Annotated in this window: 10 protein-coding genes and 1 other RNA gene (1 of these 11 cut by a window edge); all 11 read left to right on the top strand. The window is 60.7% G+C overall.

Annotated elements, in window-relative coordinates; all coding sequences use genetic code 11:
• Positions 1 to 123, top strand: an RNA gene (gene rnpB / locus ACIOZM_RS28425) — RNase P RNA component class A; it begins 209 nt to the left of the window's first position.
• A gap of 401 nt (positions 124 to 524) precedes the next feature.
• Complete coding sequence (mraZ, locus tag ACIOZM_RS28420) at positions 525 to 980, top strand: division/cell wall cluster transcriptional repressor MraZ (protein ID WP_053154948.1); 456 nt, start codon at positions 525 to 527, stop codon at positions 978 to 980.
• Positions 977 to 1,924, top strand: a complete 948-nt coding sequence (gene rsmH / locus ACIOZM_RS28415) for a 16S rRNA (cytosine(1402)-N(4))-methyltransferase RsmH (protein WP_401220182.1) — start codon at positions 977 to 979, stop codon at positions 1,922 to 1,924. Before mraZ ends, rsmH begins: the two co-directional genes overlap by 4 nt.
• The gene (gene ftsL / locus ACIOZM_RS28410) at positions 1,921 to 2,214 is read left to right on the top strand and encodes a cell division protein FtsL (protein ID WP_007956777.1); all 294 of its coding nucleotides are present in this window, start codon (positions 1,921 to 1,923) and stop codon (positions 2,212 to 2,214) included. Before rsmH ends, ftsL begins: the two co-directional genes overlap by 4 nt.
• Entirely contained in the window at positions 2,214 to 3,953 is a 1,740-nt protein-coding gene (locus ACIOZM_RS28405) for a peptidoglycan D,D-transpeptidase FtsI family protein (protein ID WP_401220198.1), read from the top strand. The genes ftsL and ACIOZM_RS28405 overlap by 1 nt, the downstream gene beginning before the upstream one ends.
• The gene (locus ACIOZM_RS28400; RefSeq protein WP_401220179.1) at positions 3,953 to 5,416 is read left to right on the top strand and encodes a UDP-N-acetylmuramoyl-L-alanyl-D-glutamate--2,6-diaminopimelate ligase; all 1,464 of its coding nucleotides are present in this window, start codon (positions 3,953 to 3,955) and stop codon (positions 5,414 to 5,416) included. The genes ACIOZM_RS28405 and ACIOZM_RS28400 overlap by 1 nt, the downstream gene beginning before the upstream one ends.
• The gene (gene murF, locus ACIOZM_RS28395; protein ID WP_401220176.1) at positions 5,409 to 6,776 is read left to right on the top strand and encodes a UDP-N-acetylmuramoyl-tripeptide--D-alanyl-D-alanine ligase; all 1,368 of its coding nucleotides are present in this window, start codon (positions 5,409 to 5,411) and stop codon (positions 6,774 to 6,776) included. The genes ACIOZM_RS28400 and murF overlap by 8 nt, the downstream gene beginning before the upstream one ends.
• Complete coding sequence (gene mraY / locus ACIOZM_RS28390) at positions 6,776 to 7,858, top strand: phospho-N-acetylmuramoyl-pentapeptide-transferase (protein WP_401220173.1); 1,083 nt, start codon at positions 6,776 to 6,778, stop codon at positions 7,856 to 7,858. Before murF ends, mraY begins: the two co-directional genes overlap by 1 nt.
• Positions 7,859 to 7,863: 5 nt before the next feature.
• Positions 7,864 to 9,210 carry a UDP-N-acetylmuramoyl-L-alanine--D-glutamate ligase gene (gene murD / locus ACIOZM_RS28385; protein WP_401220170.1) on the top strand — a complete coding sequence of 449 codons (1,347 nt, stop codon included), beginning with the start codon at positions 7,864 to 7,866 and terminating at the stop codon, positions 9,208 to 9,210.
• The gene (ftsW, locus tag ACIOZM_RS28380) at positions 9,207 to 10,424 is read left to right on the top strand and encodes a putative lipid II flippase FtsW (RefSeq protein ID WP_401220168.1); all 1,218 of its coding nucleotides are present in this window, start codon (positions 9,207 to 9,209) and stop codon (positions 10,422 to 10,424) included. Before murD ends, ftsW begins: the two co-directional genes overlap by 4 nt.
• Positions 10,414 to 11,443, top strand: a 1,030-nt coding sequence (gene murG, locus ACIOZM_RS28375) for an undecaprenyldiphospho-muramoylpentapeptide beta-N-acetylglucosaminyltransferase (protein WP_401220165.1), incomplete at its 3' end; no start/stop codon positions are given. The genes ftsW and murG, both read left to right, overlap by 11 nt.

Here is an 11,443-nt window from a genome sequence, read left to right as displayed (position 1 = left end):
CAAATAGGGTCCCAAGGCGTGGCCCGCGCTGGGACCGGGTAGGTTGCTAAAGATGTCCAGTGATGGCCATCGTAGACGAATGACTGTTCAAGACAGAACCCGGCTTACAGATCGACTCTCCACCTTTTTCTTTCCCTGCTTGAATCAATTGTGTCGGGGCTGTGTATTATCAGCAGGCCCGGTCTGAAAGTTCGGCAGCGGCTAACGCAGTAATAGCAATTTCCCACCTTGCTTCAATCAACAGCAGAAGCGCTTTTGTAATACCGAAAAAATCTTACTCTTAACAAATTACTTTAACTTCCGAGCGCAGCTTCCAGTGCTGCATCAGGTTATTGGTCGAAAGTATCCGCCAAATTGTCGTTACCCCTCCTTTTAAGCTCCTAAATCTCCGTTCTGTAAGGGTTTTCCTTTAATCCGCGCCTTGACGGTGTGGTGGGCGCATTCCTATAGTGTGCGCAAGTGGCGGAAAGTGGCATGAAGTGGGTTTTTGAGCTCAAAACGATAAAAATTGGAGAAACGCAGACGTGTTTCGCGGAGCTAACGCTATCAGTCTCGATGCAAAGGGCCGTCTCGCTATGCCGAGCCGGTACCGTGACGAGCTCGATTCGCGTAGTTCCGGCCAGTTGATCGTGACCATTGATGCCGTAGATCCATGTTTGTGTGTTTACCCGCTCGACGAGTGGGAAATCATTGAAACCAAGTTGCGCGCACTTCCTTCGCTTCGCGAAGAGAACCGTCGCCTGCAGCGCTTATTGATTGGTAATGCCGTCGATCTCGAACTCGATGGCAGTGGTCGTTTTCTGGTTCCACCGCGTCTGCGCGAATACGCGAAGCTCGATAAGCGCGCGATGCTGGTAGGCCAACTGAACAAGTTCCAATTGTGGGACGAGGATGCATGGGACGCGGTATCTGCCGCTGACCTTGCTGCTATTCAACAACCGGGCGCTATGCCTGATGAACTGCGTGATTTGATCCTGTGACTATTGATAGCGGCTTTAACCACATCACCGTACTGCTTGACGAAGCCGTCGAGGCTCTCGCCGTACGTCCTGATGGCTGCTATCTGGACGGTACGTTCGGGCGCGGCGGACACAGCCGGCTGATCCTCAGCCAGCTCGGCACGGACGGTCGGCTCATCGGGTTCGACAAAGATCCACAAGCGATTGCCACCGGGCAAACGCTAGCGGCCGAAGACGGCCGCTTTGTCGTTGTGCAGCGCAGCTTTGCCGAGCTGGGCTCGGTAGTCGCCGAACGCGGTCTGGATGGCAAGGTCAGCGGCATTCTGCTGGACCTGGGCGTGTCTTCGCCGCAGCTCGACGACGCTGAGCGTGGCTTCAGCTTCCTCAACGACGGCCCGCTGGATATGCGCATGGACCCGTCCCGCGGGATCAGCGCTGCCGAGTTCGTCAACACCGCGCCGGTGGAAGAAATCGCCCGGGTGTTCAAGGAATACGGCGAAGAACGCTTCTCCGGTCGCATGGCTCGTGCCGTGGCCGAGCGTCGCGATATCACACCTTTCGAACGCACGGCCGATCTGGCCGAAGTGCTCAAGGTCGCCAACCCGGCATGGGAAAAGGGCAAGAACCCGGCCACCCGTGCATTCCAGGGTCTGCGCATTCACGTCAACAACGAACTGGGTGATCTGGAAGCCGGCCTTGAAGCCGCAATGGAATGCCTGGAAATCGGCGGCCGCCTGGTCGTGATCAGCTTCCACTCGCTGGAAGACCGTATCGTCAAACTGTTCATGCGCAAGCTGGTGAAAGGCGAAGCCGACAACCTGCCGCGCAACCTGCCGGTTCGCCACGTTGCGTTCGAACCGAAAATCAAAGTCCATGGCAAAGCGCAGACGGCCTCCGACGCCGAACTCAAAGCCAACCCACGTTCGCGCAGCGCTGTCATGCGTGTGGCGGAGAAGTTGCGGTGAGTAAGCTTTTCGCCAAGCCACTGCCTGGCGGCAGCTTTTTCATGCTGCTGTTGTTTATCGGCGTGCTCGTGTCGGCCATCGGCGTGTCTTACAGCGCGCACTGGAACCGTCAGTTGCTCAACACCCTTTATAACGAACTCAGTGTGCGCGACAAGGCGCAGGCTGAATGGGGTCGTTTGATTCTTGAGCAAAGCACCTGGACCGCGCACAGCCGGATCGAAGTGCTGGCCACTGAACAACTGAAAATGCACATCCCTGGCGCGGCTGACGTGAAGATGGTGGCGCCATGATGAAACTCGAAGGCGCACTCTTCCCTTGGCGCTTCCGCCTGATGGTGGCGCTGCTTGGTGTGATGGTCGCAGCGATCTGCTGGCGCATCATCGACCTGCAAGTGGTTGACCGTGACTTCCTCAAAGGTCAGGGCGACGCACGCAGCCTGCGACACATCCCGATTCCTGCTCACCGTGGTCTGATCACCGACCGTAACGGCGAGCCTTTGGCTGTGAGTACCCCGGTCACCACGCTGTGGGCCAACGCCAAGGAAATGCAGACGGCCAAAGAGAAGTGGCCGGCACTCGCCGCTGCGCTGGGGCAAGACCCGAAAGCGCTGACCGAGCGCCTCGAAGCCCAGGCCAACAAAGAATTCATTTATCTGGTGCGCGGGTTGACTCCCGAGCAGGGCCAGGTCGTGCTCGACCTTAAAGTGCCGGGCGTTTACGGCATCGAAGAATTCCGCCGGTTCTATCCGGCCGGTGAAGTCACCGCGCACATGGTCGGGTTTACCGACATTGATGACCACGGTCGTGAAGGCGTCGAACTCGCCTACGATGAATGGCTCGCCGGGGTGCCGGGCAAACGTCAGGTGATCAAGGATCGGCGCGGACGTCTGATCAAGGACATCCAGGTCACCAAAAACGCCAAGGCCGGCAAGCCCTTGGCGTTGTCGATTGACCTGCGTCTGCAATATCTGGCCAACCGCGAGTTGCGCAACGCGATCATCGAGAACGGCGCCAAGGCCGGCAGTCTGGTGATCATGGACGTGAAGACCGGCGAGATCCTCGCCATGGTCAACCAGCCGACCTATAACCCGAACAACCGACGCAACCTGCAACCGGCGATGATGCGTAACCGCGCGATGATCGACGTGTTCGAACCGGGTTCGACCATGAAAGCCATCTCGATGAGCGCCGCGATCGAGTCCGGCCGCTGGAAACCGAGCGACACCGTCGAGGTGTACCCGGGTACCTTGCAGATCGGCAAATACACCATCAAGGACGTATCCAAGTCCGAAGGCCCGGTGCTGGACATGACCGGCATCCTGATCAATTCCAGTAACGTCGGCATGAGTAAGGTCGCGTTCGATATTGGCGGCGAGACCATTTACCGTCTCGCGCAGAAAGTCGGTCTGGGCCAGGACACCGGCCTCGGCTTCCCGGGCGAGCGCGTCGGCAACCTGCCGAACTACCGCGAGTGGCGCAAGGCTGAAACCGCGACCCTGTCTTACGGCTACGGTATTTCCGTGACCGCGATTCAGCTGGTGCACGCGTTCTCGGCGTTGGCCAACAACGGTCGTCTCGCACCGCTGACCCTGATCAAAACCGACAAGCCGCCGCAGACCACGCAAGTGTTGCCGGAAGCCGTCGCGAAAACCATGCAAGGCATGCTGACCCAGGTGATCGAAGCACCGCGCGGCGTATTCCGTGCGCAGGTGCCGGCGTATCACGTTGCCGGCAAGTCCGGTACCGCACGTAAAACGTCGGTGGGTACCAAGGGCTACGCCGAAAACTCTTACCGTTCGCTGTTCGCCGGTTTCGGCCCGATGAGCGATCCGCGTTACGCCATTGTTGTAGTGATCGATGAGCCGTCCAAGGCCGGCTACTTCGGTGGTCTGGTTTCGGCGCCAGTGTTCAGTCGTGTGATGTCCGGCACCCTGCGCCTTATGAACGTGACTCCGGATAACCTGCCGGCCACCCAGCAGGCTAACGCCACTCCGACTATTCCGCTGAAAGCCAATGGAGGGCGCGGCTGATGTCATTAAGTCTGAACAAGATATTCCCCCACGCCGGCCACGATCTGTTGATCCGTGAATTGGCGCTGGACAGCCGCAACGTGCGTGCAGGCGATTTGTTCCTTGCAGTACCGGGCGGCAAATTCGATGGTCGTACACACATTGCCGATGCGCTGCAACGCGGTGCGGCGGCGGTAGCTTATGAAGTGGAAGGCGCCACCGTGCTGCCGATCACCGAAGTGCCACTGATTCCGGTCAAAGGTCTGGCGGCGCAGCTGTCGGACATCGCCGGGCGCTTCTATGGCGAGCCGAGCCGTCATCTGAACCTGATCGGCGTGACCGGCACCAACGGCAAAACCAGCGTTACCCAACTGGTTGCGCAGGCGCTGGATCTGCTCGGTCAGCATTGCGGCATTGTCGGCACTCTCGGTTCCGGTTTCTATGGCGCGCTGGAAAGCGGTCTGCACACCACGCCGAACCCGATTGCCATGCAAGCGACCTTGGGCGACCTGAAAAAGGCCGGCGCCAAAGCCGTGGCCATGGAAGTGTCTTCCCACGGTCTGGATCAGGGCCGGGTCAGCGCACTGGCGTTCGACGTGGCGGTGATGACCAACCTGTCCCGTGATCACCTCGATTATCACGGCACCATGGAGGCTTACGCCGAGGCGAAGGCCAAGCTTTTTGCCTGGAATGATTTGAAGTGCCGGGTGGTCAATCTCGACGACGAGTTCGGCCGCCAATTGGCTGCCGACAAGCGCGAATCGCGTTTGATCACCTACAGCCTGCTCGACAGCAGCGCCTACCTGTATTGCCGTGAAGCGCAGTTCGATGACGAAGGCGTGCGTGCCACGCTGGTCACGCCGCAGGGCGAACATCATCTGCGCAGCACCTTGCTGGGCCGTTTCAACCTGAGCAACGTGCTGGCTGCGGTCGGCGCCTTGCTCGGTCTGGATTACGCCCTCGACGAAATTCTCAAAGTGCTGCCGAAGCTCGAAGGTCCGATCGGACGCATGCAGCGTCTCGGCGGCGGCACTCAGCCGTTGGTGGTGGTCGATTACGCCCACACCCCGGATGCTCTGGAAAAAGTTCTGACCGCACTGCGCCCGCACGTCAAAGGCCAGTTGCTGTGCCTGTTCGGCTGCGGCGGTGATCGTGATCGCGGCAAGCGTCCGCTGATGGCCGAAGTGGTCGAGCGTCTGGCCGACCGCGTGCTGGTCACCGATGACAATCCGCGCACCGAAGATCCGGCAGTGATTTTCGACGACATCCGCGCCGGTTTCACGGCTGTGGATAAAGTCACCTTCGTTGCCGGCCGTGGCCAGGCGATTGCGCAACTGATCGGCCAGGCCTCGGCGGATGACGTGATTGTCCTCGCTGGTAAAGGGCACGAGGATTATCAGGAAATCAACGGCGAACGCCACGCGTTCTCCGATCTGGTCGAAGCCGATCACGCCCTCACCGCGTGGGAGGTGGCCCATGCTTAAGCCCCTGAAGCTCAGCGAACTGACCAACGTGCTCGATGCGCGTTTGATCGCGGGTGACGCGTCCTTTAATGGCGTCAGCATCGACAGCCGTGCGATCCAGCCCGGCCAACTGTTTATTGCCCTGACCGGTCCGCGCTTCGATGGTCATGACTATCTGAACGATGTTGCCGGCAAAGGCGCAGTCGCTGCGCTGGTCGAGCGTGAAGTCGCCGACAGCACGCTGCCGCAATTGCTGGTGAAAGATACCCGTCAGGCCCTCGGCCAGTTGGGCGCGTTGAACCGTGCTGCATTTACCAAACCGGTCGCAGCAATCACCGGCTCCAGCGGCAAGACCACGGTCAAGGAAATGCTCGCGAGCATCCTGCGCACGCGCGGTCCGGTGCTGGCGACCCGTGGCAACCTGAACAACGACCTCGGCGTGCCGTTGACCCTGATCGAACTGGGTGCGGAACACACTTCCGCCGTGATCGAACTGGGCGCCTCGCGTCTGGGCGAAATCGCCTACACCGTCGGGCTGACCAAGCCGCATGTGGCGATCCTCAACAACGCCGGCACCGCGCACGTCGGTGAATTCGGCGGGCCGGAAAAAATCGTCGAAGCCAAGGGCGAAATCATCGAAGGCCTGGCAGCCGATGGCGTTGCCGTGCTCAACCTCGACGACAAAGCCTTCGGCATCTGGAAGACCCGCGCCGGCAGCCGCAAAGTGCTGACCTTCGCCTTGAGCAATGTTCAGGCAGATTTCTACGCCAGTGACTTGAGCACCGATGCCCGTGGTTGCCCGGCCTTCAATCTGCATACGCCTGAAGGTGTGGAGCGGGTTCAACTGAACCTGCTCGGCACCCATAACGTCGCCAACTCGATGGCTGCCGCCGCTGCTGCACACGCACTGGGCGTGTCGTTGTTCGGCATTGCCACCGGGCTGGGCGCGGTACAACCGGTCAAGGGTCGCACCGTCGCGCAACTGGCGAAGAACGGCATGCGCGTAATTGATGACACTTACAACGCAAACCCCACCTCCATGTGCGCAGCCGTTGATATACTCGCCGGCTTTTCCGGCCGCACCGTCCTGGTGCTCGGAGACATCGGCGAGTTGGGCGAGTGGGCGGAGCAGGGGCACCGCGACGTGGGCGAGTACGCCCGGGGCAAGGTTTCCGCGCTTTACGCTGTCGGGCCAAACATGGTCCACGCCGTGAACGCTTTCGGTGAACAGGCGCATCACTTCGGCACGCAAGCCGAACTGATCCAGGCCCTCGACGCCGAGCAGGACACAAACACCACTATTTTGATCAAGGGTTCGCGCAGTGCAGCGATGGAAAACATCGTTGCGGCTCTGTGCGGGTCCAGTCTGGAGAAACATTAATGCTGCTGCTGCTAGCGGAGTATCTGCAACAGTTCTACAAAGGCTTCGCGGTCTTTCAGTACCTGACCCTGCGCGGGATTCTCGGTGTGCTGACCGCGCTGGTCTTGTCGCTGTGCTATGGCCCGTGGATGATCCGCACCCTGCAGAACCGTCAGATCGGCCAGTCCGTACGTAACGACGGCCCGCAATCGCACCTGTCCAAATCCGGCACGCCGACCATGGGTGGCGCGCTGATTCTGTCGTCCATCGGTGTCAGCACCTTGCTCTGGGCAGACCTGAGCAACCGTTATGTCTGGACCGTGCTGTTGGTGACCCTGCTGTTCGGCGCCATCGGCTGGGTCGACGACTACCGCAAGGTCATCGAGAAGAATTCCCGTGGCTTGCCGAGTCGCTGGAAGTACTTCTGGCAATCGGTGTTCGGCCTCGGCGCAGCGATCTTCCTTTATATGACCGCGACCACTCCGGTGGAAACCACGCTGATCCTGCCGATGCTCAAGGACTACAGCATTCCGCTGGGCTTCGGTTTCATCGTGCTGACCTACTTTGTGATCGTCGGTTCGAGCAACGCGGTCAACCTGACTGACGGCCTCGACGGCCTGGCGATCATGCCGACCGTGATGGTTGGTGGTGGCCTGGGTATCTTCTGCTACCTGTCGGGTAACGTGAAATTCGCCGAATACCTGCTGATCCCGTATGTGCCGGGCGCGGGTGAACTGATCGTGTTCTGCGGGGCGCTGATCGGTGCCGGTCTGGGCTTCCTCTGGTTCAACACCTATCCGGCGCAAGTCTTCATGGGTGACGTCGGCGCACTGGCGCTGGGCGCAGCCCTTGGCACCATCGCGGTAATCGTCCGTCAGGAAATCGTCCTGTTCATCATGGGCGGCGTGTTCGTGATGGAAACCCTGTCAGTGGTGATTCAGGTTGCTTCCTTCAAGCTGACCGGTCGCCGTGTGTTCCGCATGGCACCGATACACCACCACTTTGAACTCAAGGGCTGGCCCGAGCCACGCGTGATTGTCCGTTTCTGGATCATCACCGTGATTCTCGTGCTCGTCGGCCTTGCCACCCTGAAGCTGAGGTAGTACGAGTGTCTCTGATCTCTTCTGAGCAGTTGGGCATCGTTGTCGGCCTCGGCAATAGCGGCATGTCCCTGGTTCGCTTCCTGGCGAACCGGGGCACGTCGTTTGCCGTGGCAGACACGCGGGAAAATCCACCGGAACTGGCCACGCTCAAGCGTGACTATCCGCACGTGGAAGTGCGTTGTGGCGAGCTGGACGTCGAATTCCTCTGCCGTGCCGACGAGCTCTACGTGAGCCCCGGTCTGGCACTGGCGACCCCGGCCCTGCAAGCCGCTGCTGCCCGTGGCGTGAAACTGTCCGGCGACATCGAGCTGTTCGCGCGTAACGCGCAGGCGCCGATCGTGGCCATCAGCGGTTCCAACGCGAAGAGCACCGTCACCACCCTGGTCGGCGAGATGGCGGCTGCGGCCGGCAAGCGTGTGGCAGTGGGCGGCAATCTCGGCACTCCGGCGCTGGATCTGCTGCGTGACGACATCGAGTTGTACGTGATGGAACTGTCGAGTTTCCAGCTGGAAACCACTGACCAGCTCAACGCCGAAGTGGCGACCGTGCTCAACATCAGCGAAGACCACATGGATCGCTACAGCGGTCTGCCGGCCTACCACCTGGCCAAGCACCGGATCTTCCGTGGCGCGAAGCAGTTCGTGGTCAACCGTCAGGACGCGCTCAGCCGTCCGCTGATCGGTGAGGGCCAGCCATGCTGGACCTTCGGCCTGACCAAACCGGATTTCAAGGCGTTCGGTCTGCGCGAAGAGAATGGCGAGAAATATCTGGCCTTCGAATTCCAGAACCTGATGCCGGTGCGCGAACTGAAAGTTCGTGGCGCCCACAACCAGTCAAACGCCCTCGCGGCGCTGGCGCTCGGCCATGCGGTCGGCCTGCCGTTCGACGCGATGCTCTCGGCGCTGCGCAACTTTGCCGGCCTCGAACACCGCTGCCAGTGGGTGCGTGATCTGGATGGCGTGGCTTATTACAACGATTCCAAAGCCACCAACGTTGGCGCCGCTCTGGCTGCCATCGAAGGTCTGGGCGCGGACATCGACGGCAAGGTCATTCTGATTGCCGGCGGCGACGGCAAGGGTGCCGAGTTCAAGGACCTGCGTGATCCGGTGGCGGCCAACTGCCGCGCCGTGGTCCTGATGGGCCGCGACAGCGACAAGATTGGCGAGGCCATTGGCGATGCCGTGCCGTTGATTCGCGCAACTTCGCTGGTCGATGCCGTCGAGCAATGCCGCGCTGCCGCCCAACCGGGTGACGTGGTGTTGCTGTCTCCGGCCTGCGCCAGTTTCGATATGTTCAAGAATTACGAAGACCGTGGTCACCAGTTCGTCCGCGCTGTGGAGGAATTGGCATGAGCCTGCGCAATATCATCAAACCGTATCCGTCGCCGATCATTACCGGGCGCGGCATCGACCTCGACTTCCCGATGCTCGCCGGCTGTCTGGCACTGCTCGGCCTGGGCCTGATCATGATCGCCTCGGCTTCGACCGAAGTGGCCGCAGCGCAGTCGGGCAGCGCTCTGTATTACATGACCCGCCACCTGATCTACATCGTGCTGGGTCTGGGCGCCTGCGTCATCACCATGATGATTCCGATTGCCACCTGGCAACGCCTCGGCTGGCTGATGCTGCTCGGTGCGTTCGGCTTGCTGATCATGGTGATCGTGCCGGGGATCGGCCGTGAAGTGAACGGTTCGATGCGCTGGATCGGTTTCAGCTTCTTCAACGTTCAACCGTCCGAGATCGCCAAGGTGTTCGTGGTGATCTACCTCGCCGGTTATCTGGTGCGTCGCCAGAAAGAAGTGCGCGAGAGCTGGATGGGTTTCTTCAAGCCGTTCATCGTGCTGCTGCCAATGGCGGGCCTATTGCTGATGGAGCCGGACTTCGGTGCCACCGTGGTAATGATGGGCGCGGCCGCAGCGATGCTGTTCCTTGGCGGGGTCGGGCTGTTCCGGTTCTCGCTGATGGTGGTGTTGGCGGTCGGGGCCGTGGTGCTGTTGATCCAGATGCAGCCGTATCGAATGGCGCGTCTGACCAACTTCGCCGACCCGTGGGCTGACCAGTTCGGCGCCGGTTATCAGCTGTCGCAAGCCTTGATCGCCTTCGGTCGTGGCGAATGGTTTGGCGTTGGCCTCGGCAACAGCGTGCAAAAACAGTTCTACCTGCCGGAAGCGCACACCGACTTCGTGTTCTCGGTACTGGCTGAAGAACTGGGCGCCGTGGGCTCGCTGCTGACCGTCGCACTGTTCGTCTTCGTGTGTATTCGCGGCATGTACATCGGCTTGTGGGCAGAGAAGGCCAAGCAGTACTTCGCGGCTTATGTTGCCTACGGCCTGTCGTTCCTGTGGATCGGCCAGTTCCTGATCAACATCGGTGTAAACGTCGGTCTGCTGCCGACCAAGGGTCTGACCCTGCCGTTCCTCAGTTATGGCGGTAGTTCGTTGGTGATCTGCTGCGCCTGCCTTGGCCTGTTGCTGAGGATCGAGTGGGAGAGTCGAACCCACCTGGGCAGTGAGGAGATGGAGTTCCAGGAGAGCGACTTCGCCGAGGAGTCGAATCATGGGCGCTAACGTATTGATCATGGCTGGCGGCACTGGCGGCCACGTGTTCCCGGCGCTGGCCTGTGCCCGCGAGTTTCAGGCGCGCGGTTACACCGTGCACTGGCTCGGCACGCCACGCGGAATTGAAAACGATCTGGTGCCGGCTGCCGGTCTGGAGCTGCATCGCATCAACGCCAGCGGTCTGCGCGGCAAGGGCAAGCTGTCGTTGCTCAAGGCGCCGTTCATGCTGCTGAAATCGGTCTGGCAGGCACGGGCGATCATTCGTCAATTGCGTCCGGTCTGCGTCGTCGGTTTCGGCGGTTATGTGACCGGCCCTGGTGGCCTGGCCGCGAAACTGTCCGGTGTGCCAGTGATCGTTCACGAGCAGAACGCCGTGGCCGGTACCGCCAATCGGTTGCTGGTGCCGTTCGCCGCTCGGGTGTGTGAAGCATTCCCCGACACCTTTACTGTGTCGGACACCCGCCGTACCACCGGAAACCCGGTGCGCAGCGAGCTGTTCCTCGAAACACCGCGACAGGCTCTGGCCGGTCGCAAAGCGCGTTTGCTGATCCTTGGCGGAAGCCTTGGCGCAGAGCCGTTGAACAAGTTGCTGCCTGAAGCCCTGTCGCAAGTCGCTGCCGATTTGCGTCCGGAAGTGTTCCATCAGGCTGGCAAAAACCACGATGAAGTGACCGCAGAGCGCTATCGCGCAGCTGGCGTCGAGGCGCAAGTGCAGCCTTTCATCAAAGACATGGCCCAAGCCTATGGCTGGGCCGACCTGGTGGTGTGCCGCGCTGGCGCGCTGACCATCAGTGAGCTGGCTGCTGCCGGTCTGCCCTCGATGCTGGTGCCTTTGCCCCACGCCATCGACGATCACCAGACCCGCAACGCCGAATATTTGGCCCGTGAAGGCGCTGCCTTCCTGATGCCGCAAAGAACGACTGGTGCCGCGGATCTTGCCGCGCGCCTGACAGAGGTCTTGATGCAACCGCAACGACTCGAAGAAATGGCCCAAGCGGCCCGCCGTCTGGCGAAACCCGAAGCCACCC

The sequence above is a fragment of the Pseudomonas sp. NPDC087346 genome, assembly GCF_044744235.1.
In the GTDB taxonomy this organism is placed as follows: Bacteria; Pseudomonadota; Gammaproteobacteria; order Pseudomonadales; family Pseudomonadaceae; genus Aquipseudomonas.
This window is presented reverse-complemented; position numbering and strand designations above follow the sequence as displayed.

Bases quoted from the DNA above. Each gene is read 5' to 3' on its own strand.
- murF (WP_401220176.1), top strand. From the start codon at position 5,409: ATGCTTAAGCCCCTGAAGCTCAGCGAACTGACCAACGTGCTCGATGCG.
- ACIOZM_RS28400 (WP_401220179.1), top strand. From the start codon at position 3,953: ATGTCATTAAGTCTGAACAAGATATTCCCCCACGCCGGCCACGATCTG.
- mraY (WP_401220173.1), top strand. From the start codon at position 6,776: ATGCTGCTGCTGCTAGCGGAGTATCTGCAACAGTTCTACAAAGGCTTC.
- ftsW (WP_401220168.1), top strand. From the start codon at position 9,207: ATGAGCCTGCGCAATATCATCAAACCGTATCCGTCGCCGATCATTACC.
- ACIOZM_RS28405 (WP_401220198.1), top strand. From the start codon at position 2,214: ATGAAACTCGAAGGCGCACTCTTCCCTTGGCGCTTCCGCCTGATGGTG.